General features: G+C 71.1%; 21 protein-coding genes. 12 read left to right on the forward strand and 9 right to left on the reverse strand.

Annotated features, from left to right (window positions below):
* Nucleotides 1–80: 80 nt before the first annotated feature.
* On the forward strand, nucleotides 81–1010 hold the full coding sequence (locus ACFVTC_RS09330; RefSeq protein ID WP_390125688.1) for a sugar phosphate isomerase/epimerase family protein: 930 nt from the start codon (nucleotides 81–83) through the stop codon (nucleotides 1008–1010).
* 346 nt (nucleotides 1011–1356) lie between these two features.
* Entirely contained in the window at nucleotides 1357–1557 is a 201-nt protein-coding gene (locus ACFVTC_RS09335; protein WP_148009823.1) for an AlpA family transcriptional regulator, read from the forward strand.
* 337 nt (nucleotides 1558–1894) lie between these two features.
* Here the strand turns inward: ACFVTC_RS09335 and ACFVTC_RS09340 are convergent, their stop codons facing one another.
* Together ACFVTC_RS09340 and ACFVTC_RS09345 are read right to left on the reverse strand one after the other, a co-directional pair.
* Nucleotides 1895–2929 carry a zinc-dependent alcohol dehydrogenase family protein gene (locus ACFVTC_RS09340; protein ID WP_390125691.1) on the reverse strand — a complete coding sequence of 345 codons (1035 nt, stop codon included), beginning with the start codon at nucleotides 2927–2929 and terminating at the stop codon, nucleotides 1895–1897.
* 42 nt (nucleotides 2930–2971) lie between these two features.
* The gene (locus ACFVTC_RS09345) at nucleotides 2972–5164 is read right to left on the reverse strand and encodes an MMPL family transporter (RefSeq protein ID WP_390125694.1); all 2193 of its coding nucleotides are present in this window, start codon (nucleotides 5162–5164) and stop codon (nucleotides 2972–2974) included.
* Between the two features lie 607 nt (nucleotides 5165–5771).
* Between ACFVTC_RS09345 and ACFVTC_RS09350 the strand changes: the two genes are divergently transcribed.
* From ACFVTC_RS09350 to ACFVTC_RS09360, 3 genes are all read left to right on the forward strand, one after another.
* Complete coding sequence (locus ACFVTC_RS09350; RefSeq protein WP_390126199.1) at nucleotides 5772–6380, forward strand: TetR family transcriptional regulator; 609 nt, start codon at nucleotides 5772–5774, stop codon at nucleotides 6378–6380.
* 387 nt (nucleotides 6381–6767) lie between these two features.
* Entirely contained in the window at nucleotides 6768–7007 is a 240-nt protein-coding gene (locus tag ACFVTC_RS09355) for a heavy-metal-associated domain-containing protein (protein ID WP_390125698.1), read from the forward strand.
* 146 nt (nucleotides 7008–7153) lie between these two features.
* A complete protein-coding gene (locus ACFVTC_RS09360) occupies nucleotides 7154–9445 on the forward strand; it encodes a heavy metal translocating P-type ATPase (protein ID WP_390125701.1) in 2292 nt (763 codons plus the stop codon).
* Nucleotides 9446–10009: 564 nt separating this feature from the next.
* Here ACFVTC_RS09360 and ACFVTC_RS09365 read toward each other — a convergent pair.
* The 4 genes from ACFVTC_RS09365 to ACFVTC_RS09380 all read right to left on the reverse strand — a co-directional run bounded on the left by ACFVTC_RS09365 (nucleotide 10010) and on the right by ACFVTC_RS09380 (nucleotide 14970).
* Nucleotides 10010–11299 (reverse strand): citrate synthase, encoded by a 1290-nt coding sequence (locus ACFVTC_RS09365; RefSeq protein WP_390125704.1) that lies wholly within the window; start codon nucleotides 11297–11299, stop codon nucleotides 10010–10012.
* A gap of 254 nt (nucleotides 11300–11553) precedes the next feature.
* Nucleotides 11554–13848, reverse strand: a complete 2295-nt coding sequence (locus ACFVTC_RS09370; protein WP_390125707.1) for an ATP-dependent RecD-like DNA helicase — start codon at nucleotides 13846–13848, stop codon at nucleotides 11554–11556.
* Between the two features lie 76 nt (nucleotides 13849–13924).
* Nucleotides 13925–14125, reverse strand: coding sequence for a DUF397 domain-containing protein (locus ACFVTC_RS09375; RefSeq protein ID WP_390125710.1), 201 nt, complete (start codon nucleotides 14123–14125; stop codon nucleotides 13925–13927).
* 8 nt (nucleotides 14126–14133) lie between these two features.
* Entirely contained in the window at nucleotides 14134–14970 is an 837-nt protein-coding gene (locus ACFVTC_RS09380) for a helix-turn-helix transcriptional regulator (RefSeq protein ID WP_390125712.1), read from the reverse strand.
* Between the two features lie 206 nt (nucleotides 14971–15176).
* Between ACFVTC_RS09380 and ACFVTC_RS09385 the strand changes: the two genes are divergently transcribed.
* The 7 genes from ACFVTC_RS09385 (at nucleotide 15177) to ACFVTC_RS09415 (ending at nucleotide 22406) form a co-directional block, all read left to right on the forward strand.
* The gene (locus ACFVTC_RS09385; protein WP_390125714.1) at nucleotides 15177–15581 is read left to right on the forward strand and encodes an ATP-binding protein; all 405 of its coding nucleotides are present in this window, start codon (nucleotides 15177–15179) and stop codon (nucleotides 15579–15581) included.
* A gap of 225 nt (nucleotides 15582–15806) precedes the next feature.
* Nucleotides 15807–16898: a LacI family DNA-binding transcriptional regulator gene (locus tag ACFVTC_RS09390; protein ID WP_390125717.1), complete on the forward strand. Its 1092-nt coding sequence runs from the start codon at nucleotides 15807–15809 to the stop codon at nucleotides 16896–16898.
* Nucleotides 16895–18451, forward strand: a complete 1557-nt coding sequence (locus tag ACFVTC_RS09395; protein WP_390125719.1) for a sugar ABC transporter ATP-binding protein — start codon at nucleotides 16895–16897, stop codon at nucleotides 18449–18451. Before ACFVTC_RS09390 ends, ACFVTC_RS09395 begins: the two co-directional genes overlap by 4 nt.
* Nucleotides 18441–20393, forward strand: coding sequence for a substrate-binding domain-containing protein (locus ACFVTC_RS09400; RefSeq protein ID WP_390125721.1), 1953 nt, complete (start codon nucleotides 18441–18443; stop codon nucleotides 20391–20393). Before ACFVTC_RS09395 ends, ACFVTC_RS09400 begins: the two co-directional genes overlap by 11 nt.
* A gap of 83 nt (nucleotides 20394–20476) precedes the next feature.
* Entirely contained in the window at nucleotides 20477–21376 is a 900-nt protein-coding gene (locus ACFVTC_RS09405; RefSeq protein WP_390125723.1) for a ribokinase, read from the forward strand.
* Nucleotides 21373–21762 (forward strand): D-ribose pyranase, encoded by a 390-nt coding sequence (gene rbsD, locus ACFVTC_RS09410; RefSeq protein WP_390125725.1) that lies wholly within the window; start codon nucleotides 21373–21375, stop codon nucleotides 21760–21762. Before ACFVTC_RS09405 ends, rbsD begins: the two co-directional genes overlap by 4 nt.
* Before the next feature lie 221 nt (nucleotides 21763–21983).
* Nucleotides 21984–22406: a DUF937 domain-containing protein gene (locus ACFVTC_RS09415; RefSeq protein ID WP_390125727.1), complete on the forward strand. Its 423-nt coding sequence runs from the start codon at nucleotides 21984–21986 to the stop codon at nucleotides 22404–22406.
* 86 nt (nucleotides 22407–22492) lie between these two features.
* On the opposite strand, the gene ACFVTC_RS09420 is transcribed toward ACFVTC_RS09415, so the two are convergent.
* The 3 genes from ACFVTC_RS09420 to ACFVTC_RS09430 all read right to left on the reverse strand — a co-directional run bounded on the left by ACFVTC_RS09420 (nucleotide 22493) and on the right by ACFVTC_RS09430 (nucleotide 25667).
* On the reverse strand, nucleotides 22493–23290 hold the full coding sequence (locus tag ACFVTC_RS09420; RefSeq protein WP_390126201.1) for a sugar phosphate isomerase/epimerase family protein: 798 nt from the start codon (nucleotides 23288–23290) through the stop codon (nucleotides 22493–22495).
* Nucleotides 23291–23367: 77 nt separating this feature from the next.
* Nucleotides 23368–24519, reverse strand: coding sequence for a dihydrodipicolinate synthase family protein (locus ACFVTC_RS09425; protein ID WP_390125729.1), 1152 nt, complete (start codon nucleotides 24517–24519; stop codon nucleotides 23368–23370).
* Nucleotides 24516–25667 carry a Gfo/Idh/MocA family protein gene (locus tag ACFVTC_RS09430; protein ID WP_390125731.1) on the reverse strand — a complete coding sequence of 384 codons (1152 nt, stop codon included), beginning with the start codon at nucleotides 25665–25667 and terminating at the stop codon, nucleotides 24516–24518. Before ACFVTC_RS09430 ends, ACFVTC_RS09425 begins: the two co-directional genes overlap by 4 nt.
* Nucleotides 25668–25821: the final 154 nt, after the last annotated feature.

Raw genomic sequence — 25821 nt, forward strand, 5'->3', positions numbered from 1 at the left:
CGGGACGCCCTGTCAACGGTTTGTCCAGACATTCGGACCAGGCCTTGACACCTCACCGGGGCCGTCGGAAGCTGACGCCCATGACGTCGTTGTCACCGCAGACATCACCCCAGTCCTCACTGTCCCGCATCCGGATCGGTTCGGCTCCGGACTCCTGGGGCGTGTGGTTCCCGGACGACCCGCAACAGGTCCCCTGGCAGCGCTTCCTGGACGAGGTCTCCCAGTCCGGATACGAGTGGATCGAACTGGGCCCCTACGGCTATCTGCCGACCGACCCGGCCGTCCTCAAGGAGGAGACCGCGCGGCGCGGGCTCACCGTGTCGGCGGGCACCGTCTTCACCGGGCTGCACCGCGGGCCGGAGGTGTGGGACGCCACCTGGGCGCACGTCTCCGACATCGCGGCGCTCACCCAGGCGATGGGCGCCGAGCACCTCGTCGTGATCCCGGCCTTCTGGCGGGACGACAAGACGGGCGAGGTGCTGGAGGACAGCACCCTCACGCCCGCGCAGTGGCGCGATCTGACCGCCCAGACCGAGCGCCTCGCCCATGAGGTGCGCGAGCGGTACGGGCTGCGGATCGTCGTCCACCCGCATGCCGACACGCACATCGACAGCGAGGAGAACGTCACCCGCTTCCTCGACGCGACCGACTCCTCGCTGGTGTCGCTGTGCCTCGACACCGGGCACTACGCCTACTGCGGCGGCGACAGCGTCAAGCTCATCGAGACGTACGGGGAGCGCATCGGGTACCTGCACCTCAAGCAGGTGGATCCGTCGATCCTGGCCGAGGTGCGGGCGAACGAGGTGCCGTTCGGGCCCGCCGTCGCCCGGGGCGTGATGTGCGAGCCGCCGTCCGGCGTGCCGGCGCTGGAGCCGGTGCTCGCCGCCGCGCAGAAGCTCGACGTCGACCTTTTCGCGATCGTCGAGCAGGACATGTACCCGTGCCCGCCGGACAAGCCGCTGCCGATCGCCCAGCGGACCCGGGCGTTCCTGCGGTCGTGCGGGGCCTGACGGCCCCGGGGGATCCGCGGGGCTCGTAGGCGGACGGGAATCCGGGGCCGAGGATCCGGGAAGAGCGGCCGACGGGCCGGGGGGGGCGGGGGCGACGAACGCTCCCGCCCCGCCCGCAAACACCCGGCGCTCCCTCCCATTGCGTCACCTGTGTCACAAATGCCACCTTCCTGTCACACATGTCCCGTGTACGCGGGTCTTGCGTCACACCCGGTCGACAAGCACTGCCCTGCGCTCACGCCGTGTCGTTCACCGGGCACAGGCTTTGTGATCACCAGCGCAGCGCCCGGCTCCCCCGACGGCCGCCCCCGGCCGCCGCCGCGGCGCGCGCAGGGAGGTGCCACTCATGACCGACCGAAAGCTCTGGTCGTACAAGGAGATCGCGGCGCACATCAAGGTGCAGCCGGACACCGTGCGGTCGTATCGCAAACACGGGCTGCTGCCCCCTCCTGACCACGTGGAGAGCGGAAAGCCCTACTGGTACGCGGACACCGTCCGCGCCTGGGTCGCCTCCCGCCCGGGAAACCGCGGCCGCAGATCCGACTGACCCCACCCGCCGACCCGCGGTCCCCGCCTACGTCCCTCTGCCCCCGTCCCGTCCCTGCCTCACGTCCCGTCCCGACCACCGCCCCCGGCGCCTGTCCCGTCCCGTCCCGACCACCGCCCCCGGCGCCTGTCCCGTCCCGTCCCGACCACCGCCCCCGGCGCCTGTCCCGTCCCGCCCGGTCTCCACCGGACGGGACGGGACACAAAAATCCGTACCCCATCTCCACCGCCCCGCGCGGCCGCGAATCCCGTTGCTCCCGGAATCGTCAGCCGAGACGCCGAGGGCGATCCCCGCCGACGAGTGGACCGTCCGTCCTGGTCGCCCGCGGCGGACGCGCTCAGCTCCACGGCTCGATGACCGTCACCCCGGTCCCGGGCGCCGTCCCCATCGCGGCGAGGGCGGCCGGCGCGCCGTCCAGTGCCAGGGTGGAGGTGACCAGGAGGTCGGGCCGGAGGACACCGGCCCGTACCAGCTCCAGCATCCGTGGGTAGGCGTGCGCCTGCATCCCGTGGCTGCCCAGCAGTTCCAGTTCGAGGCCGATCACCCGGGCCATCGGAACGGCGGGGGCCTCGGGCAGCAGACCGACCTGGACGTGACGCCCGCGGCGGCGCAGCCCGTTCACCGAGGCCGCGCAGGTGACCGGGGAGCCCAGCGCGTCGAGGGAGAGGTGGGCGCCGCCACCGGTCAGCTCACGCACCGCGTTCGCCGTGTCCCCGGTGCGCGCGGCGTCCACGGTCTCCACCGCCCCGAACGTCCGCGCCAGCTCCAGGGCCCGGGGCGAGAGGTCGACCGCCACGACCCGTGCCCCGGCCGCCGCCGCGATCATCACCGCCGAGAGGCCCACGCCCCCGCAGCCGTGCACCGCGACCCACTCCCCCGCGGCCACCCGGCCCTGCGCGACCACCGCGCGGAACGCCGTGGCGAACCGGCAGCCCAGCGACGCCGCCGTCGAGAAGGACATCTCGTCCGGCACCGCCACCAGGTTCACATCGGCCTGCTCCAGTGCCACGTACTGCGCGAAGGAACCCCAGTGCGTGAACCCCGGCTGGGTCTGCCGCTCGCACACCTGCTGGTCGCCCGCCGCGCAGGAGGGACAGCTCCCGCAGGCGCAGACGAACGGGACGGTGACCCGGTCGCCGGCGCGCCAGCCCACCACCCGCGCGCCCACCGCCTCGACGACTCCGGCGAGTTCGTGGCCCGGTACATGGGGCAGGGTGATGTCCGGGTCGTGGCCCATCCAGCCGTGCCAGTCGCTGCGGCACAGCCCGGTGGCCTCGACCCGCACCACCACTCCGTGGTCGGCGGGCGCCGGGTCCGCCACCTCACGGACCCCGGCCGGCTCCCCGTACCGCTCGAACACCACTGCCCGCATCCGTGCCACCCTCCGCCCGAAGATCACCTTCAGGGGTGAACGCTAGCCGCGCACCCCGGCCTTGTCCCGGTCCCGGTCGTCCGCCTCCTCGCTCGGAGTGCCGGGTTCGCCCTCCTTCGTGGCCGCCTGTTCCGGTGTCTCGCCCTCGCTGAGCCCGAACCGGTCGTGGAAGCGGCGCAGCGGCGCGGGCGCCCACCAGGTCGCGCGCCCGGTGAGGCGCATGACCGCCGGGACCAGCAGGCTGCGCACGACCATCGCGTCCATCAGGACGGCGAGCGCGATGCCCAGCCCCAGCATCTTGGTGTTGGTCACGCGCGAGGTGCCGATCGCGACCATCACCACCGCCAGGATGACGGCGGCCGCGGTGATCAGTCCGCCGGTGCGCTGGAGACCGAAGCGGACCGACTCCCGGTGGTCGCCCGTGCGGTCGTACTCCTCCTTCATGCGGGAGAGGAGGAAGACGCCGTAGTCCATCGACAGTCCGAAGGCGACGCAGAACATCAGCACCGGAAGGGTCGTCTCGATCGATCCCGGGCTGGTGAAGCCGAGCAGGCCGGAGAGATGGCCGTCCTGGAAGACCCAGACCACCGCGCCGAACATCGCCGTCAGGCTGAGCGCGTTGAGCAGCACCGCCTGGACCGGGATCAGCACACTGCCCGTGAGGAGGAAGACCAGCAGCAGCGTGACGATCGCGATGAACGCCGCCGCCCAGGGGAGCCGGTCGGCTATCGCGTGCTTGGAGTCGACCAGGACCGCCGCCGTGCCCGTCACCGCCGTGCCGAACGGGGCATCCGTCGCCCGCAGTTCACGCACCAGACGCTGTGCCCCATCACCGACGGCCTCGCCCCTCGGCTGCACCGTGAAGTACGCGGCGTCGCCCTTCACCAAGGGCCCCTCCACCCGCAGGGTTTCGGGGAGAGCGGCGACACGGCTCTTGTAGGCCGCGTACTGCGCCGCGGTGGCCCGGCCCTCCGCGAGGATCTCCAGGCCGCCGCCGGGGCTGCCCGGGAATCCGTCCCGGATGTGCTGCTGGACGACATGGGACACCGCGCCCGAGGGCAGCTGCCGGTCGTCCGCGGTGCCGAACTTCACGCCCAGGAAGGGCAGTCCGAGGACGATCAGCCCGACGGTGGTGGCCACCGCGAAGACCGGCGCCCTGCGCATGACGAGGGAGGCCGTCCGTCCCCAGGCCGCGCCGTCGCCGGAGGTACGCGACTCGCCGCGCCGGAACAGGCGCCTCAGGTCGAGGGAGTTGACCCGGTGCCCGAGCAGCACCAGGGCCGCCGGGAGCAGGATCAGCGCGGACGCCGCGGCCAGCAGCACCACCGCGATGCCCGCGTAGGCGAAGGACCGCAGGAAGTACTGCGGGAAGAGCAGCATCGCGGCGAGCGACACGGCGACCGTGAGGGAGGAGAAGAGGACCGTGCGGCCCGCCGTGCGCAGGGTGGTGCCGACGGCGGTCACCGGCTCGGCACCGGTCGCCAGCTCCTCGCGGAACCGGCGGACGATGAACAGGGCGTAGTCGATCGCGAGGCCGAGCCCCAGGGCCGTGGTGAGGTTCATCGCGAAGACCGAGACGTCGGTGAACTCCGTGAGACCGCGCAGCACGGCGTTCGTCCCCAGGATCGCGACGATGCCGACACCCAGCGGCAGCAACGCGGCGATCGCGCTGCCGAAGACCATCACCAGCAGCACGAGGGTCACCGGCAGGGCGATGACCTCGGCCCGGGTCAGGTCCTCCCGGATGGTGGTCTGCATCTCGTGCTGCACGGCGACGGGGCCGCCGACCCTGATCCCGACCGGGCCGTGCGTGCCCCGGTAGGAGGGTGCGAGACGGTCCAGGGTCTCGCTCGCCGTCTTCTCGTCACCCGTGATCCGCGCGGCGATCAGTGCCTCGTGGCCGTCCTCGGCGCGCAGCCCCGGGGCGCCCGACTCCCAGTACGAACCGACTCCCGTGACACCCGGCTCGGTGGCGAGCCGTGCCGCCAGCCGCTTCGCCTCGGCCGCGACTGCGGGATCGTCGACCGCGGCGCGCCCGGAGTCGACCAGGAGCAGCAGATTGGGCTGGGAGGCGGGGAACTCCCGCTCCAGCGCCTTCGTGGCGTACGTCGACTCGGCGGTCGGGTCCTGCCAGCCGCCGCTGCCCAGCCGGTCGGCGACCCCGCTGCCGGCGACCACCGCGAGGGCGGTGAGCAGCAGTGCGACGAGCAGGGACAGCCGGGGCCGCGCGGTCACGAACCGGGTCCAGCCGCCCACCCGCGGCCCACCGCCCGCCCATGGGCCGTGACCCACCCGCGGCCCGCCACCCGTCCGCGTGCCGCCGTCCGACCGAGGGGTGTCACCCGGCCCGGGACGGTGGCCCGCGAGCGCGGCCTCATCCGCCGGCGGGACACCGCCCGCGGCGCCTCGGCCTCGCGCGCCCGTCCCGCGCCCCGCGCCCCTGCCCCGGTCCTGATCTGCGCTGTTGACTTCGGTCATCGCGCGGTGTCCCCTTCACCGTGACCCTCTGTCCGCGCGTCCACGTCCGTCCGTGCGCTCAGGCAGCATGGGTCGGTCATCGCCAATAGAATCGACAAACACGAGAGATCGCTCGCGTTTCACCAGAATGCGAGCGACCGCTCGCGTTTGTCAAACACGTTCGGAGAGTTGGGGATAACTCGTGCCCGACAAGCCCGAGAAGCGGCGTGCCGCCGACGCGCAGACCGCCGACGCACAAACCGTCGACGCACCGACCGTCGACGCACCGACCGCCGACGCGCAGACCGCCGCCGAGCGGACCCTCGGCGACCGGACCGTCGACGACGAGCGTCCACGCCGGCGGCAGGCCCGCGGCGAACGCCGGATCGCCCAACTGCTGGAGGCCGCGGCCTCGGTCTTCTGCACCACCGGCTACACCGCCGCCAGCACGAACGCGATCGCCCGGGAGGCCGGCGTCTCGCCGGGCACGCTGTACCAGTTCTTCCCGAACAAGGAAGCCATCGCGATCGAACTGGGCGACCGGCTCATGCACGAGATGCGGGCCACCTACGGCGAGGCGCTCGGCCCGGTCGCCCCCGCGACCACGCTGGAGGAGGCCGTCGGCGCCGCGGTCGACCGCTTCGTCGCCTTCAACTGCGACCACCCCGTCTTCTTCGCCCTGATGCACGGCCCCGACATCCCGGGCCGGATCGCCGAGGACCACGACGCACTGCACCTGACCCTGATCTCCCGCGTCGAGGGACTGCTCTCCGCGTTCCTGCCCGACGCGCCCGCCGCCGGCATCACACGCACGGCGCAGGTGTGCCTGGGCATCTACAAGGCGGGGCTCGAACTGATCCTCGCCAACGAGGGGGCGGAGCGGGCGGCGTACGTCCAGGAGCTGAAGAACGTCCTGTTCCGCTACGTCGAACCACTGACGGACGGCAAGGCGCTCACCCCCGACTCCCCCGACACCCTCGCCACCCGGCCCTGACCCGGCCTCCGGCCCTCCGGAGCGCCGCCCGACCTCCGGCCCTCCGGAGCGCCGCCCGGCCGGCCCGCGCACGCCGCCCGGTCGCCGGGGCGCGCCTGGAGACCGGGCGGACACGCAGAACACCGCGACACAGCGGTTCCCTGCCATAAGGTTCGGACAAATCGCCCCAGATCCCTCACCCTCCGAGAGGCACCCCACCCCCGGGGCCCGTCCACGCCCACTCGGACCCTGCTTGGATAAATACCCCCTAGGGGTATAGTCTTGTGAGCATCGAAGGGAACCCTGGAATCTCAGGATCCTTTTCGGCCCACAGGCATCACGCCGCGACCCGACTCGGACACCCCGCTCACCCCGCGACCCCGCACACGCCTCGACGAGGAGCACGCCATGACCACGCAGACCGACACCCAGGGTTCCACCACGGCCGTCTACCAGGTGACCGGCATGAGCTGCGGGCACTGCGAGGGCTCCGTCTCCGGTGAGATCTCCGGGATCGCCGGGGTCAGCTCGGTCCAGGCCGTGGCCGCGACGGGCGAGGTCACCGTGGTGTCCGTCGCGCCGCTCGACGAGGAGGCCGTGCGTGCCGCGGTCGACGAGGCGGGCTTCGAGCTCGTCACCGAGGCCTGACCACGCACGCCAGCCACACCCAGTTCCGCCCAGCCCCACCCGGTCACACCCAGCCACACCCAGTTCCACCTAGCTCTCCACACCGGGCCGTACCGACCAGCTGATACTGGCTCCGTACGGCCCGGCTCATTCCCTGGAGCCGGACCATGACCACCGCAGCACCCGAGTCACCCATAGCGAAGACGCCTCCGACCGCCGTCTCCCCGACCGCCGTCACCCCCGTCACCGCCGAAGTCGAACTCACGATCGGCGGAATGACCTGCGCCTCCTGCGCGGCCCGCGTGGAGAAGAAGCTCAACCGCATGGACGGCGTCACCGCCACGGTCAACTACGCGACGGAGAAGGCGAAGGTCTCGTACCCGGTGGGGGTACCGGTCGCCAACCTGATCGCCACCGTCGTGAAGACGGGATACACGGCCGAGGAACCCCCACCGCCACCGACAGGCACGCCGGAACCGGCCGCCGCCGCCACCGAGGACCCCGAACTCGCCTCCCTGCGCGAGCGGCTCGTCGTCTCCGCCCTGCTCGCCCTCCCCGTCGTCCTGATGTCGATGGTCCCCGCGCTGCAGTTCGACAACTGGCAGTGGCTCTCGCTGACGCTCGCCGCGCCCGTCGTCGTCTGGGGCGCGCTGCCGTTCCACCGGGCCGCGTTCACCAACGCCCGGCACGGTGCCGCCACCATGGACACGCTCGTCTCGGTCGGCACGCTCGCCGCGTTCGGCTGGTCCCTGTGGGCCTTGTTCTGGGGACACGCGGGGATGCCCGGTATGCGGCACGGCTTCGAGTTCACCGTCTCCCGCACGGACGGATCGTCGACGATCTATCTCGAGGTCGCCGCGGGGGTCGTCGCGTTCATCCTGCTCGGACGCTATCTGGAGGCCCGCTCCAAGCGGCGGGCGGGAGCGGCGCTGCGGGCGCTGATGGAACTGGGCGCCAGGGACGTGGCGGTGCTGCGGGACGGCCGCGAGGTGCGCGTCCCCGTCGAGCGGCTCACGGCCGGCGACCGTTTCGTCGTGAGGCCCGGCGAGAAGATCGCCACGGACGGCACCGTCGTCGAGGGCGCCTCCGCGGTGGACGCCTCCATGCTGACGGGCGAGTCGGTGCCGGTCGACGTCACGGTGGGCTCGGTGGTGACGGGCGCGACGGTGAACGCCGGGGGCCGCCTCGTCGTCGAGGCGACCCGGGTCGGAGCCGACACCCAGCTCGCCAGGATGGCCCGGCTCGTCGAGGACGCGCAGAACGGCAAGGCCGAGGTGCAGCGGCTCGCCGACCGGATCTCGGGCATCTTCGTACCGGTGGTGCTGCTGATCGCGCTCGGCACCTTCGCGGTCTGGCTCGGCGCCACCGGCGACACGGCCGCCGCCTTCACCGCGGCCGTCGCGGTGCTGATCATCGCCTGCCCGTGCGCGCTCGGCCTGGCCACCCCGACCGCCCTGATGGTCGGCACCGGCCGCGGCGCCCAGCTCGGCATCCTCATCCGGGGCCCCGAGGTCCTGGAGTCCACCCGCCGTGTGGACACCGTCGTCCTGGACAAGACCGGCACGGTCACGACCGGACGGATGACGCTGCGCGAGGTGTACGTCACCGCGGGCGGCGACGAGAAGGAGCTCCTGCGGCTCGCAGGCGCCCTGGAACACGCCTCCGAGCATCCGGTGGCCCGTGCGATCGCCGCGGGCGCCCAGGAGCGGGCTGGGGCCCTTCCCGCGGTGCGGGACTTCGAGAGCGCCCCCGGGCTGGGCGTGCGCGGGCGCGTGGAGGGTCACGACGTCCGGGTGGGGCGGCTCGATCAGGGAGCGCTTCCGCGAGAGCTGGCGCGGGCGAAGGCCGCGGCCGAGGCGGACGGACGGACAGCCGTCGTGGTCACCCGGGACGGGGTGGCGCTCGGCGTCCTGACCGTCGCCGACACGGTGAAGGAGACCAGCGCGCAGGCCGTGCGCGAGCTGCGCGCCCTGGGGCTCACCCCCGTACTGCTGACCGGTGACAACCGGGCGGTCGCGGAGTCGGTGGCGCGTGCCGTGGGCATCGATCCCGGTGACGTGGTCGCCGAGGTACTGCCGCAGGACAAGGTCGACGTCGTCCGGCGGCTGCAGGGCGAGGGGCGGACCGTGGCGATGGTCGGCGACGGGGTGAACGACGCCGCGGCGCTCGCCACCGCCGACCTCGGCCTCGCGATGGGCACGGGCACGGACGCGGCGATCGAGGCGAGCGACCTGACGCTGGTCCGCGGGGATCTCCGGGTGGCGGCGGACGCGATCCGGCTGTCCCGCAGAACGCTGTCCACGATCCGGGGAAACCTGGTGTGGGCCTTCGCCTACAACGTGGCGGCGCTGCCGCTCGCCGCGGCCGGACTCCTCAATCCCATGATCGCGGGGGCCGCGATGGCCTTCTCGTCCGTGTTCGTGGTGACGAACAGCCTTCGACTCAGGACATTCTCATGACGACGGAGCAAGAGTCCCCCTAGAGTCCAACGGGAGCCTCACATAAGCTCTTCACACGGCTCGCGCATCTTCCTTACGCTTGGCCCCCGATTCCCGTATCGGGGCTCTTGCGTATCTTCAGGACATACGCAAGAGACACAGATCACAGTGATGTGAACGTAACCAGCGAAGGGGTTCGTGAGTCTAAGTTGGCGATGCCAGAGACGTCTTGGGGGGCGTTTCTGACATCTGGGGATGTCTTGGGGGACGTTCCCGGAACTGCGTTGCCGGGGCACGTACAGCGGGGAGCTTTGAGCGGCCCTCCCGTCGGTACGGGTCCCGGCAGATCGCACCGGAGCGCGTGCGGGAGCACGCGGTAGCACGAAGAGTTCTGCTCGTTTTGCTCGCAGCGATTCAGGCGCTGTCCACAGACGCCCGGCCGGATCCCGTGGGGGGAATCCGCACCGGGACAAGGAAAGCGCCCTGACTGCCGGCCCGTGGGGGGACCGGTAGCAGGGCGCTTTCCGTTTTGCCGGGTTCTTTCGGCTTCGGACCCTTCGTAGGGCTATGCCCGTACGAGGAGGATCAGCGGGCCTCGACCGGCACGAAGTCGCGCTCGACGACACCCGTGTAGATCTGGCGCGGACGGCCGATGCGGGAGCCGGGCTCCTTGATCATCTCGTGCCACTGGGCGATCCAGCCCGGGAGGCGGCCGAGGGCGAACAGGACCGTGAACATCTCGGTCGGGAAGCCCATGGCGCGGTAGATCAGGCCCGTGTAGAAGTCCACGTTCGGGTAGAGGCTGCGCGAGACGAAGTAGTCGTCGGAGAGCGCGTGCTCCTCGAGCTTGAGCGCGATGTCCAGCAGCTCGTCGGACTTGCCGAGCGCCGAGAGGACATCGTGCGCCGCCGCCTTGATGATCTTCGCCCGGGGGTCGAAGTTCTTGTAGACGCGGTGCCCGAAGCCCATCAGGCGGACGCCGTCCTCCTTGTTCTTCACCTTGCGGATGAACGAGTCGACGTCGCCGCCGGAGGCCTGGATGCCCTCGAGCATCTCCAGCACGGACTGGTTGGCGCCGCCGTGCAGCGGTCCCCAGAGGGCGGAGATGCCGGCGGAGATCGAGGCGAACATGTTCGCCTGCGAGGAGCCCACCAGACGCACGGTGGAGGTCGAACAGTTCTGCTCGTGGTCCGCGTGCAGGATGAGCAGCTTGTCGAGCGCGGAGACGACGACCGGGTCGAGCTCGTACTCCTGGGCGGGGACCGAGAAGGTCATGCGCAGGAAGTTCTCGACGTACCCGAGGTCGTTGCGCGGGTAGACGAAGGGATGGCCGATCGACTTCTTGTAGGCGTACGCCGCGATCGTCGGAAGCTTGGCGAGCAGGCGGATCGTCGAGAGGTGCCGCTGCTTCTCGTCGAACGGGTTGTGGCTGTCCTGGTAGAACGTCGACAGGGCGCTGACCACCGACGACAGCATCGCCATCGGGTGCGCGTCGCGCGGGAAGCCCTGGAAGAAGCGCTTGACGTCCTCGTGCAGCAGGGTGTGCTGCGTGATCTCGTTCTTGAAGGTGGAGAGCTCGTCCACGTTCGGCAGTTCGCCGTTGATCAGCAGCGAGGCCACCTCCAGGAAGGTGGAGCGCTCGGCCAGCTGCTCGATCGGGTAGCCGCGGTACCGGAGGATGCCCTGCTCACCGTCGAGATAGGTGATCGCGGATTTGTAGGCGGCGGTGTTGCCGTACCCGCTGTCCAGCGTCACCAGCCCGGTGTGGGCCCGGAGCTTCCCGATGTCGAAGCCCTTGTCGCCGACGCTGCTGTCGATCACCGGGTAGGTGTACTCGCCATCGCCGTACCGCAGTACTACAGAGTTGTCGCTCACGTCATCCCTCACCGACGTTGTGCCTCTTCTTCGAGGTGCCCTGACTGTCTCTACCATCCCCCATTTGGCCCTGGAGAGTGCACTCGGGGTCGACCATTGGGCCTATTGGCGGCACTCAGTGCCGCCAACCTGCTCATCCTGCCCCCCTTCGCCCTGGTTCCGGAAGTGGTGTGTGACCTTTACGACTCCTTTGATCGATCATTTTTTGGGGGCACCTGACCGAAGGGGTGAGGCCGACCGTGCGCCGGAGCCGGTCAGGGCCGGTGGGCCGGCTCCGGAGCGGGCACGTGGGACAGGGGGCGGCCCCCGAGACGGAAGGCCAGGGCCGTACAGCGCCGGCCGGCCGACACCGTGCGGACGGCCTGGCCGATCGCCTTGCGGGAGCCGACGAGGACGACCAGCTTCTTGGCCCGGGTGACCGCCGTGTAGAGGAGGTTGCGCTGGAGCATCATCCAGGCCCCCGTGGTGACCGGGATCACCACCGCCGGGTACTCGCTGCCCTGGGAACGGTGGATCGTCACCGCGTACGCGTGGGCCAGCTCGTCCAGTTCGTCGAAGTCGTACGGCACCTCCTCGTCCTCGTCCGTCAGCACCGTCAGACGCTGTTCGACCGGATCGAGCGAGGTCACGACGCCCACGGTGCCGTTGAAGACACCGTTCTCGCCCTTCTCGTAGTTGTTGCGGATCTGGGTGACCTTGTCGCCGACGCGGAAGACCCGGCCGCCGAAGCGCTTCTCGGCGAGCTCGGGACGCGCGGGCGTGATCGCCTGCTGGAGCAGGCCGTTCAGGGTGCCCGCGCCCGCCGGCCCCCGGTGCATCGGCGCCAGCACCTGCACGTCACGGCGCGGGTCGAGCCCGAACTTGGCCGGAATCCGCCGTGCCACCACGTCCACCGTCAGCCGCCCGGTCTCCTCGGTGTCGTCCTCGACGAAGAGGAAGAAGTCCTTCAGACCGTCGGTGACCGGGTGCTGCCCGGAGTTGATCCGGTGCGCGTTCGTCACCACCCCGGACTGCTGGGCCTGGCGGAAGATCCGGGTCAGCCGGACCGACGGGACGGGGCCGCCCTCGGCGAGCAGGTCCCGCAGGACCTCACCCGCGCCCACGCTGGGGAGTTGGTCGACGTCTCCCACGAACAGGAGGTGGGCGCCCGGCGGCACCGCCTTGGCCAGCTTGTTGGCGAGCAGCAGGTCGAGCATGGACGCCTCGTCCACCACCACCAGGTCGGCGTCCAGCGGCCGGTCCTTGTCGTACGCCGCGTCCCCGCCCGGCCTCAGCTCCAGCAGCCGGTGCACCGTCGAGGCCTCGGCGCCCGTCAGCTCGGCGAGCCGCTTGGCCGCGCGGCCCGTGGGCGCGGCGAGGACGACCTTCGCCCGCCTGGCGCGCGCCAGTTCCACGATCGAGCGGACCGTGAACGACTTGCCGCAGCCGGGGCCTCCGGTGAGCACGGCGACCTTCCTGGTCAGCGCCAGCCGCACGGCCTCCTCCTGCTCGGGCGCCAACTCCGCGCCCGTACGCCCCTTGAGCCAGGTCAGCGCCTTGTCCCAGGCCACGTCCCGGAAGCCGGGCATCCGGTCCTCGTCCGTGCGCAGCAGGCGCAACAGCTGTGCGGATAGGGATAGTTCGGCGCGGTGGAAGGGCACCAGATAGACCGCCGTCACCGGCTCACCGCCGTCGGGACCGGGCACCTTCTCCCGTACGACACCGGGCTCCTCCTCGCCCTCCGGGGGAGCGGCGAGTTCGGCCAGGCACTCGATGACCAGGCCCGTGTCCACCTGGAGGAGCTTCACCGCGTCCGCGATCAGCCGCTCCTCCGGGAGATAGCAGTGCCCCTGGTCGGTGGACTGCGAAAGGGCGTACTGGAGGCCCGCCTTGACCCGCTCCGGGCTGTCGTGCGGGATGCCGACGGACTGGGCGATCCGGTCGGCGGTGAGGAAGCCGATGCCCCAGACGTCGGCTGCGAGCCGGTAGGGCTGGTTCTTCACGACGGAGATCGACGCGTCGCCGTACTTCTTGTAGATGCGCACCGCGATCGACGTGGACACCTCGACGCTCTGGAGGAAGAGCATGACCTCCTTGATCGCCTTCTGCTCCTCCCAGGCGTCGGCGATCTTCTTCGTCCGCTTCGGGCCGAGGCCGGGGACCTCGATGAGCCGCTTCGGGTCCTCCTCGATGATCCGGAGCGTGTCCAGCCCGAAGTGCCGGGTGATGCGATCGGCGAAGACCGGGCCGATGCCCTTGACCAGACCGGAACCGAGGTAGCGGCGGATGCCCTGGACGGTGGCCGGGAGGACCGTCGTGTAGTTCTCCACCGTGAACTGCTTGCCGTACTGCTGGTGGGAGCCCCAGCGGCCCTCCATCCGGAGCGACTCGCCGACCTGTGCGCCGAGGAGCGCGCCGACGACGGTCAGCAGGTCCCCCGCGCCACGGCCGGTGTCCACCCGCGCGACCGTGTAGCCGCTCTCCTCGTTCGCGTAGGTGATCCGCTCCAGCACGCCTTCGAGGACGGCCAGCTGCCGTTCGCCTGTGGGAGTCCCCGCCTGGTGCGCCATGATCCGACGGTACCGGTGAGCACCGACAGGGGGGGACCCTGCCCGGGGCGCGGACGGAAGGCGCGCCCCCGGCCGCTCACCGCCGCCGTCCCGGCCCCCCGGGCGCCTGCTTCAGGGATTCGAGGAAGGCGGTGAAGGTGGGGGTGGGGAAGGTGAGGGTGGCTCGGGCGGGGACCTTCGAGTCGCGCACGGCTACGTCGGTGTCGGTGTTCGCGATCTCCACGCAGCTGTTGCCGTCGCCCTCGCCGGAGTAGGACGACTTCCGCCAGTTGTCCACGGTACGCCTCACAGCTCTTGTGCCAGTTTGCAGATGAACTCACGCGACCTGTCGGCGTCGAAGGACGCCGCCTCCACTCTACGGAAGCTTGTTCGGTAGGTGTTGAGCTGAGCCTCGGAATCAATGAACACCGACCCATGAGGGGCGTCACGCACCACCGTGTCCAGCTTGGGCAGGGGGTCACCCGCATACGTCATCGTGCTTGAGGCCCCGGCGAAGTCGTCCAGTTCGAAGGGGACGACACGCAAGACGATGTGGTCCGCCTCGGAGAACTCAAGCAGCCGAGCGAGCTGGGCCTTGGACGTGGCGCGGTTGCTGACCCTGATGCGAAGGGCAGCTTCATGGATGACGACCTCGTGCGGGACTGTGCGCTCCTGCCGCTGCATTCGGTGACGGACACGCACTTCGATCTCGTCGTCGGTGAGTCCGGGCAGCCTGGACGAGAAGACAGCTCGCGCGTAGTCGGCTGTCTGAAATCGCCCCGGTACGAACAGGATGGCTACGTCGCGCAAGAACGCGGCACTGTGCTCCAACTCGGCGAGATCCAGGAACGATGTGGGCAGCAGACCGCGGTACTCCTCCCACCAACCCCGAGTCCGGTCGGTCGCCATGGCTACCAACGCGTCGATGAACTCCTCGTCCGTGCATGCGTAATGAGACGCAAGACGGCGCAGACGCTGCTCACTCACACCTGACAGACCCGCCTCGATCTGGCTGATCTGGACGTTGCTCACGCCGAGCAGTTTGGCCGCCTCGCGGGCGGTGAGGCCGGCCGCGTCGCGGAGCCTGCGCAGCTCCGTTGCCAGCCGCAACTGCCGCGCCGTCGGTTCGCGCCTGGTGCTCATCGACCGCTCCTTGTTCCAACGCGCCCGTCCGCGCACCTCGTTCGGGGGTCAGATTACGCGACCCACTTGCCTCACCGAAACTTTAAGGTCTACCGTCGGTGACGCAACGCACACGCAGCGGAAGCGCACCGCTCCGTCCCGCCATGACGGATGCAGCAATGCCACCGTGCGTGCATTTCCCCCACAGGCACCGGAGTTGATGACGCATGCCCGAAGCATGGGAGTACACCCTCACCATCCCCAACGACCTCCGCGCGGTCACCGTCAGCCGCCGCACCCTCCGGCTGATCCTCACCGCCCATGGACTGATCGGCCTGGTCGACGTCGCCGAGCTGCTCGCCACCGAGCTGGTCTCCAACGCCGTACGGCACACGAAGGGACCGGCCGCCCTGCGGGTGCGCTGGGCACCGCCGGGCACCCTGCGGCTCGGCGCGTGGGACGCGGACCCCGAACCGCCGGAGCCGCCAAGGCCGTCGGACCGGTTCGCCGAACGGGAGGAGGGCCGGGGACTGGAGCTGGTGCAGGCGTGCTCGGACCTGTGGGGCTGGCAGCCCTTGTCCAGGTTCGGCAATCGGGGCAAATACGTGTGGTGCGAGCTGACCGCGGCGTGATCCCCGCCCCGCCGCCGACGGAGAGGCCCGGCGAGCGGGGCACTCCTTCGGAACCCCTGCCCACAGGTGCCGCCGACCTTCCCGCCGACCCTCCCGTGACGCCGATGGGACCCGGGTCACGTTCATCACGATCCGGTCTCAGAAGGTCTTTGGACCCTTGCCCGAAAGCCGTGTAATCGATTCCAATCCTCCATGTAATCGATTCCACGAGGAGGTGGGGCGGTCATGGCGAGCATCAAGGATGTCGCCGCGGAGGCGGGTGTGTCCGTCGCCACGGTCTCCCGTGTGCTGAACGACCACCCGTCGGTCAGCCCGGACGCACGCACCCGTGTGCTGGCGGCCGTACAGACGCTGGGCTACCGGCCGAACGCCGTCGCCCGTTCGCTGCGCACCGACCAGACGCGCACCCTCGGCCTGGTCATCAGCGACGTGCTCAACCCGTACTTCACCGAACTGGCCCGCTCCGTCGAGGAGGAGGCCCGCGCCCTCGGCTACAGCGTGATCATCGGCAACGCCGACGAGCGGCCCGAGATCGAGGACCACCACGTACGGACCCTGCTGGACCGGCGCATCGACGGTCTGCTGGTCTCCCCCACCGACGGCGGCTCCCCCGCGATGCTGGACGCCGCGCGCGCCGGCACCCCGATGGTCTTCGTGGACCGCTGGATCGCCGGCGTGGACGTCCCCGTCGTACGGGCGGACGGACGCACGGCCGTACGTGACCTCGTCGCCCACCTGCACGGTCTCGGACACCGCCGGCTCGCCATCATCACGGGCCCGGCGGCGACCACCACCGGCAGCGAGCGGGTCGAGGCGTTCCGGGAAGCGCTCGCCGCCCACGGCATCGCCCTGCCGGACACCTACATCGGACAGGGCGACTTCCAGGCCGAGAGCGGGCGCCGCGCCACCGAACGGTTCCTGGACCTGGCCGAACCGCCCGAGGTCGTCTTCGCCGCCGACAACCTGATGGCGCTCGGCGCGCTGGACGCCGTCCGGGCACGTGGGCTGCGGGTGCCCGAGGACATCGCGCTCGCCGCGTTCGACGACATCCCGTGGTTCGTGCACACCGATCCCCCGATCACCGCGATCGCCCAGCCGACCGGCGAGCTGGGACGGGCCGCCGTACGCGCGCTCGTCGACCGGATCGAGGGACGCCCCCCGCAGTCCGTCACCCTCCCCGCCCGTCTCGTCGTCCGCCGCTCGTGCGGCGAACCGCCCCCGGTACGGACGGCCCCCGCACAACCGCCCCCCGAACCCCGGAACCCCCTAGAGACGACCCCCGCACAGCAGTCCCCCGTACAAAGGAGCCAGTCGTGAGCAACGAGGACGAGTTGCTGCGCATCGAGGGCATTCGCAAGACCTTCCCCGGCGTGGTCGCGCTGGACAGCGTCGACTTCGATCTGCGCCGCGGCGAGGTGCACGTGCTGCTCGGCGAGAACGGCGCCGGCAAGAGCACGCTGATCAAGATGCTCTCCGGCGCCTACCAGCCCGACTCCGGGCGCGTTCTCGTGGACGGCGCGGAGGTGCGCATCCACGGTGCGCAGGACTCCGAGCGCCTCGGGATCGCCACCATCTACCAGGAGTTCAACCTCGTTCCCGATCTGACGGTCGCCGAGAACATCTTCCTGGGACGGCAGCCGCGCCGCTACGGGCTGATCGACCGCCGCACGATGGAGGCCGAGGCCGCCGCGCTGCTCGAACGGGTCGGCGTGAACGTGTCGCCCCGCGCACGGGTGCGTGAACTCGGCATCGCACGCCTCCAGATGGTCGAGATCGCGAAGGCGCTGAGCCTGGACGCGCGCGTCCTGATCATGGACGAGCCGACCGCGGTGCTCACCTCCGAAGAGGTCGAGAAACTCTTCGCGATCGTGCGTCAGCTGCGCGAGGACGGGGTCGGCATCGTCTTCATCACGCACCACCTGGAGGAGATCGCGGTCCTGGGGGACCGGGTCACGGTCATCCGCGACGGCAAGAGCGTCGGCCAGGTGCCCGCGACCACGCCCGAGGACGAACTGGTCCGCCTCATGGTGGGCCGGTCGATCGAGCAGCAGTATCCGCGTGAGCGTCCCGAGGCCGGCGCGGGTGACGGAGCCGGTACCGGGACCGCGTTGCTGACCGTCGAGGGGCTGACCCGCGACGGTGTCTTCCACGACGTGAGCTTCGAGGTGCGGGCCGGTGAGGTCGTCGGCATCGCGGGGCTCGTGGGTGCCGGACGTACGGAGGTCGTCCGCGCGGTCTTCGGCGCCGACCCGTACGACAGGGGCGCCGTGAAGGTCGCCGGCGCCGAGCTGCGCGGGCACGACGTGACCGCGGCGATGCGGGCCGGCATCGGCCTCGTCCCCGAGGACCGCAAGGGTCAGGGACTGCTCCTCGACGCCTCCGTCGAGGAGAACCTCGGCCTGGTCACCATGCGGGGCGCCACCCACGGCGGGCTCGTCGACCTGAGGGGTCAGCGGGTGGCCGCCGCGCGGATCGCCGAGCAGCTCGGCGTCCGGATGGCCGGTCTCGGCCAGCACGTACGCACCCTGTCCGGCGGCAACCAGCAGAAGGTCGTCATCGGCAAGTGGCTGCTGGCCGACACCAAGGTGCTGATCCTCGACGAGCCGACCCGTGGCATCGACGTCGGCGCCAAGGTCGAGATCTACCAGCTCGTCAACGAACTGACGGCCGCGGGCGCGGCCGTCCTGATGATCTCCAGCGATCTGCCCGAGGTGCTCGGCATGAGCGATCGGGTGCTGGTGATGGCCCAGGGCCGGATCGCGGGCGAACTGTCCGCCTCCGAAGCCACGCAGGACTCCGTGATGGCACTCGCCGTCAGCACACCGACCACCAAATCCGAAACCGCTGTGGAGGGCTCCCGTGGCCACTGACACGCTCAAGAGCACATCGGGCGCGAGTGGCGCCTCGGCGGTCCGCCGCCTCCTGCTCGACAACGGAGCGCTCACCGCGCTCATCGCCCTCGTCATCGCGATGGCGGCTCTGTCCGGCGACTTCCTGACGACGGACAACCTGCTCAACATCGGCGTCCAGGCGGCCGTGACCGCCATCCTCGCCTTCGGCTCGACCTTCGTCATCGTCGCGGCGGGCATCGACCTGTCGGTCGGTTCGGTCGCCGCGCTCTCCGCCACCGTCCTCGCCTGGATGGCGACCACACAGGGCGTCCCGGTCTGGATCGCGGTGATCGTCTCGATCGCCGCCGGCATCGCCGTCGGCCTGGTCAACGGCGTGATGATCGCGTACGGGAAACTGCCTCCGTTCATCGCGACGCTCGCCATGCTCTCGGTGGGCCGCGGTCTGTCCCTGGTGATCTCGCAGGGCAGCCCGATCGCCTTCCCCTCCTCGGTCTCGCACCTCGGTGACACCCTCGGCGGCTGGCTGCCCGTCCCCGTCCTCGTCATGGTCGTCATGGGCCTGATCACGGCCGTGATCCTCGGCCGTACGTACATCGGCCGCTCCATGTACGCCATCGGCGGCAACGAGGAGGCGGCCCGCCTCTCCGGCCTCCGCGTGAAGAAGCAGAAGCTCGCGATCTACGCCCTGTCGGGTCTGTTCGCGGCCGCCGCGGGCATCGTGCTCGCCTCCCGGCTCTCCTCCGCGCAGCCGCAGGCCGCGCAGGGCTACGAACTGGACGCGATCGCCGCGGTCGTCATCGGCGGTGCCTCGCTCGCGGGCGGCACCGGCAAGGCGTCCGGCACGCTGATCGGCGCGCTGATCCTCGCGGTGCTGCGCAACGGCCTCAACCTGCTGTCCGTCTCCGCCTTCTGGCAGCAGGTCGTCATCGGTGTCGTGATCGCGCTGGCGGTGCTGCTCGACACGGTGCGGCGCAAGGCCGGCGCGACCCCGGTGGCCGCCGGGGCCGGTACCCCGGGCAACCGGGGCAAGCAGGCGGCGACGTACCTCATCGCGGCCGTGGTCGCGGCGGCGATCGTCGGCGCGATGTCCTTCCTGCACACCGGCTCCTCCTCGACGGCGTCGAAGAAGGTGGGCCTGTCCCTCTCCACGCTGAACAACCCCTTCTTCGTCCAGATCAAGGCGGGCGCGCAGCAGGAGGCGAAGAAGCTCGGCGTGCGCCTGACGGTCACCGACGCCCAGAACGACGCCTCACAGCAGGCCAACCAGTTGCAGAACTTCACCAGTTCGGGCCTCGGCGCGATCATCGTCAACCCGGTGGACTCGGACGCGGCGGGCCCGGCGGTCCGCTCGGCGAACAAGGCCGACATCCCCGTCATCGGTGTCGACCGGGGCGTGAACAAGGCGGACACCGCCGCGCTCGTCGCCTCCGACAACATCGAGGGCGGCAAGCTGGGCGCCAAGGCGCTCGCCGAGAAGCTGGGCGGCAAGGGCAAGATCGTCATCCTTCAGGGTCTGGCGGGCACGTCCGCGAGCCGTGAGCGGGGCGCGGGCTTCGCCGAGGGCCTGAAGGCCTACCCCGGCATCCAGGTCGTCGCCCGGCAGCCCGCGGACTTCGACCGCACCAAGGGCCTCGACGTGATGACGAACCTGCTCCAGGCGCACCCCGACGTCCAGGGTGTCTTCGCTGAGAACGACGAGATGGCGCTCGGCGCGATCAAGGCGCTCGGTTCCAAGGCCGGCAAGTCGGTCTCGGTCATCGGCTTCGACGGCACCCCCGACGGACTGAAGGCGGTCAAGAACGGCACGCTGTACGCCTCCGTGGCCCAGCAGCCGACGGAGCTCGGCCGGATCGCGGTGGAGAACGCGCTGAAGTCCGCCGAGGGCAAGAAGGTCGAGAAGACCGTGATGGTGCCGGTGAAGGTGGTCACGGCGCAGAACGTGGCCGGGTTCACCGGCTGAGCCGACCGGCGACGGGGCGGCCGGGCGGTCCACGCGACCGGCCGGCCGCCCCGACTCACCTCAGCTACACAGGGAGACAGTTCATGTACGACTACGACCTGCTGGTCGTGGGCTCGGCCAACGCGGACCTGGTGATCGGGGTCGAACGGCGGCCCGCGCCCGGCGAGACGGTGCTCGGCTCCGACCTCGTCGTCCACCCCGGCGGCAAGGGCGCCAACCAGTCGGTCGCCGCCGCCCGGCTCGGGGCCCGTACGGCCCTGCTGGCCCGGGTCGGCGACGACGCGCACGGCCGGCTGCTGCTCGACTCGCAGCGGGCGGCCGGCGTCGACACCGCCGGCGTGCTCGTCGGCGGGGCGCCCACCGGCGTGGCGCTGATCACGGTGGACCCGTCCGGGGACAACAGCATCGTGGTCTCCCCGGGCGCGAACGGGCGGCTGACGCCGGAGGACGTCCGCGCGGCCGCGGATCTCGTACGCGCCTCCCGGGTGGTCTCGGCACAGCTGGAGATCCCGCTGGAGACGGTCGTGGAGACCGTACGGTCCCTCGCGTCCGGCAGCCGTTTCGTGCTGAACCCGTCGCCGCCCCGGCCGCTGCCCGCCGAGGTGCTGGCGGCCTGCGACCCGCTGATCGTGAACGAGCACGAGGCCCGGGTGGTGCTGGGCGACGGCGCGGGCCCTGAGCCCGAGGACTGGGCGACGGCCCTGCTCGCCCTGGGCCCGCGCTCGGTGGTCGTCACGCTGGGCGCGCGGGGCGCTCTGGTGGCGGACGCGGACGGAGCCGCGCGGGTGCCGTCCGTGCGGGTGGAGACCGTGGACACGACGGGCGCGGGGGACTCGTTCACCGCGGCGCTGGCCTGGCGGCTGGGGCTCGGTGAGCCGCTGTCCGTCGCCGCCGCGTACGCGGCCCGGGTGGGCGCCGTCGCCGTCACCCGGCCCGGTGCCCAGGAGTCCTTCCCGACCGCCGAGGAGGTCGAGTCGTTGTGAAGAGAGCCGGAATTCTGAACCGCCATCTCGCGGGCGCCCTGGCCGAGCTGGGCCATGGGCACGGGGTGCTGGTGTGCGACGCGGGGATGCCGATACCCCAGGGGCCGCGCGTCGTGGACCTGGCCTTCCGGGCCGGGGTGCCGTCGTTCGCCGAGGTGCTCGACGGGCTGCTCGCGGAGCTGGTGGTGGAGGGCGCCACGGCCGCGCGTGAGGTCCACGCGGCGAACCCGGATGCCTCCGCCCTGCTGACCGCCCGCTTTCCCACGCTGGAACTGGTCCCGCACGAGGAGCTGAAGTCGCTGTCGGCGGGCGCGCGGCTGATCGTCCGCACGGGGGAGGCACGGCCGTACGCGAACGTGCTCCTGCGGTGCGGGGTGTTCTTCTAGACACCGGTGTCCGGGCGCTTCCGGAACGTTTCGAGGGGGCCCGGTCCGTCGACCGGGCCCCCTCGGGTTCCCCTCCGCATCAGAACCCCCGCGATCCCCCCAGATCCCCCTCCAGAAGTCCTGATGCCAAGTACGACCCACCAGGTGCGGGGAGGGTTGTACGGACTTCCGGGATTTTTTTCGGCGTGCCGACCGACCGGGGTGCACGTAGCGTTTGCGGCATGAACGAGGAGCCACTCCAGAAGGACGTGCTCGACGCGCTCGACGACGCCGGGCTCCAGGAGATCGCGGGTCTGCTCGGCACGGACGCGGCCGGAGCACGCGAGGTCGTCGGCACGACGGTGTCGGAATTCTCGGGCGGCCTCCAGGACCGCGCGGTCACGGATCCGGGCGAGGTTCAGCAGGCCTACGCGGAGGCGCAGGAGGCCCCGCTGAGCGGTGTGGCCACCTTGGGCGGCCTGGGCGGCATGGGTACCGGCGGCCTGATGGGCGGACTGCTCGCCCGTATCAGCAGGCCGGTCGCGAACGCGGTCGCCAGGAAGACGGGACTGCCTCCGGCGACGGTGGCGCGGGTGATCGAACTGGTGATCCCGGTGTTGTTGTCGGTCCTGACCAAGCGGGCCGCCCGCGGAACGCGGAAGTAGCCTCCCCGCGCGCTCCGACGACGGCGCCGCCACGGCCACCCGGCACCCGGCACCCGCTAGCGCTACCCGGCTACCCGGCTACCCGGCTACCCGGCATGCTCCACGAACCGCGCCAGCGTCTCCGCCAGCACCTCCCGCCCATCACGGGCCCACAGCCCGTCGTTGAACAGCTCGACCTCGATGGGACCGGCGTAGCCCGCCGCCTCGACGTACCCCCGCCACTCCCGCATGTCGACGGCGCCGTCGCCGATCTGGCCGCGGCCGTTGAGGACTCCCTCGGGCAACGGGGTCGTCCAGTCGGCGAGTTGGAAGCTGTGGATACGTCCGGACGCGCCCGCACGGGCGATCTGGGCGGGCGCGGTGTCGTCCCACCAGACGTGGTAGGTGTCGACGGTGACGCCCACCTGGTCGGCGGGGAATCGTTCCGCGAGGTCCAGGGCCTGGGCGAGGGTCGAGACGACGCAGCGGTCGGCGGCGTACATCGGGTGGAGGGGTTCGACTGCCAGCCGTACGCCGCGCCCGGCGGCGTACGGGCCCAGTTCCGCCAGCGCGTCGGCGACGCGTTCACGGGCACCGCGCAGGTCCTTCGACCCGGCCGGCAGGCCGCCGGAGACCAGGACCAGTGTGTCGGTGCCGAGCGTCGCGGCCTCGTCGACCGCCGCGCGGTTGTCGTCCAGGGCGCGGGCGCGTTCGGCGGGCCCGATCGCCGTGAGGAAACCCCCTCGGCACAACGTCGTCACCGACAGCCCCGCGTCACGCACGAGCCTGGCGGTGGCCTCGACGCCGTAGGACCGGACCGGCTCCCGCCAGAGGCCCACGCCGGGGACGCCCGACTCGACGCAGGCGGCGACCAGTTCGGGCATCGCCAGTTGCCTGACGGTCATCTGGTTGACGCTGAACCGCTCGAGGACGTTGCTCACCGGGCCCGTCGGACTCACCGGGCCCGTCGGGCTCACCGGGTTCACTGATCCACTCCGTGCACCGCGAGGAGGTTCTTCATCCGGGTCTCCGCCAGGGCCGGGTCCGGGAACAGCCCCAGTCCGTCCGCGAGTTCGTACGCCCGCCCGAGGTGGGGGAGGGAACGGGCCGACTGCAGGCCGCCCACCATCGTGAAGTGCGTCTGGTGCCCGGCGAGCCACGCCAGGAGGACAACTCCGGTCTTGTAGAAACGGGTCGGCGCCCGGAAGAGGTGACGGGACAGCTCGACGGTGGGATCGAGCAGCTCGTGGAATCCCTTCACGTCCCCCGTGTCGAGTACCCGCACCGCCTCGGCCGCCAGCGGTCCCAGCGGGTCGAAGATGCCCAACAGGGCATGACTGAAGCCCCGTTCGTCGCCCGCGATCAGCTCGGGGTAGTGGAAGTCGTCGCCCGTGTAGCAGCGGACACCGTGCGGGAGCCTGCGGCGCAGACCGACCTCGCGCCGGGCGTCGAGGAGGGAGACCTTGACGCCGTCGACCTTGTCGGGACGGGATTCGATCACCTCCAGGAGGACGTCCGTCGCCGCGTCCAGGTCGCTGGAACCCCAGTAGCCCTCGAGCGCCGGGTCGAACATCGGGCCCAGCCAGTGCAGGATCACCGGCCGGGATGCCTGGCGCAGGAGATGCCCGTAGACGTCGAGGTAGTCCTCGGGGCCCCGCGCGGCGGCGGTCAGGGCGCGCGAAGCCATCAGGACGGCCTGCGCGCCGGTCTCCTCGACGAGCGCGAGCTGCTCCTCGTACGCGGCGCGGACCTCCGCGAGGGAGCCGGCGGTGATCTGGTCGGTCCCCACCCCGCACGCGATCCGGCCGCCGGCCGCCTTCGCCTCCGCGGCCGACCGGCGGACGAGTTCGGCGGCGCCCGCCCAGTCCAGGCCCATCCCACGCTGCGCGGTGTCCATCGCCTCGGCGACACCGAGGCCGTGGGACCACAGGTGGCGGCGGAAGGCGAGGGTGGCGTCCCAGTCGACGGCGGCGGGCGAGTCGGGGGACACGTCGGCGTACGGGTCGGCGACGACGTGCGCCGCCGAGAAGACCGTACGGGAGGTGAAGGGCGCCCCGGTGGTGAGGGCGAGGGGCACGGCGCGCGGCTCGTACCGCCTCACCCCGCCCGCCGGGTCCGGCAGTCGCACGGTCACAGCGAGATCTCCGGTACGTCGAGACGGCGGCCCTCGGCCGAGGACTTCAGGCCCAGTTCGGCGAGCTGGACGCCGCGGGCGCCGGCCAGGAGGTCCCAGTGGTAGGGCGCGTCGGCGTAGACGTGCCGCAGGAACAGCTCCCACTGCGCTTTGAATCCGTTGTCGAACTCGGCGTTGTCGGGGACCTCCTGCCATTGGTCGCGGAAGGAGCTGGCGGCCGGGATGTCGGGGTTCCAGACCGGCTTGGGGGTGGCGGACCGGTGCTGGACACGGCAGGCGCGCAGCCCGGCGACAGCCGAGCCCTCCGTCCCGTCGACCTGGAACTCGACCAGTTCGTCACGGTGGACACGCACGGCCCAGGAGGAGTTGATCTGGGCGACGGCACCGCCCTCCAGCTCGAAGACGCCGTACGCGGCGTCGTCGGCCGTGACGTCGTACGGCTTGCCCTGCTCGTCCCACCGCTGCGGGACGTGGGTGGTGGTGAGTGCCTGGACGGAGGTGACCCGGCCGAAGAGCTCGTGCAGGACGTACTCCCAGTGCGGGAACATGTCGACGACGATGCCGCCGCCGTCCTCGGCGCGGTAGTTCCAGGAGGGACGCTGGGCGGGCTGCCAGTCGCCCTCGAAGACCCAGTAGCCGAACTCGCCCCGCACGGACAGGATCCGCCCGAAGAAGCCGCCTTCGATCAGGCGCTTGAGCTTCAGCAGCCCCGGGAGGAAGAGCTTGTCCTGCACGACCCCGTGCCTGACGCCCTTCGCCTGGGCGAGCCGGGCCAGTTCCAGGGCGCCGTCGAGACCGGTGGCGGTCGGCTTCTCGGTGTAGACGTGCTTCCCGGCCGCGACGGCCTTCCGGATGGCCTCCTCGCGGGCGGAGGTGACCTGCGCGTCGAAGTAGAGGTCGACATCCGGGTCGGCGAGGACCGCGTCCAGGTCCGTCGACCAGTGCTCCAGCCCGTGCCGCTCGGCGAGCGTCCTCAGGGCGTGCTCGCGGCGGCCGACGAGGACCGGCTCGGGCCACAGCGTCGTACCGTCGCCCAGATCCAGACCGCCCTGGTCGCGCAGGGCGAGAATCGAGCGGACGAGGTGCTGGCGGTAGCCCATGCGCCCCGTCACACCGTTCATGGCGATACGCACCGTCTTGCGTGTCACGTCTTCCCCTTCGTACGCGGGTTCCGCGCCGCGTACGCCCCACTGACGAGCGTGACAGCAAGCGCTTTCCATCCGGGAGAGAAGCTAGCCTCTGTCCAGCCGATCGGACAAGACCACGCGAGTGACGAGATGTTCGACCGGCCGGACGTCTGGA

It is taken from the genome of Streptomyces sp. NPDC057950 (assembly GCF_042887295.1).
Lineage (GTDB): Bacteria > Actinomycetota > Actinomycetes > Streptomycetales > Streptomycetaceae > Streptomyces > Streptomyces kaempferi.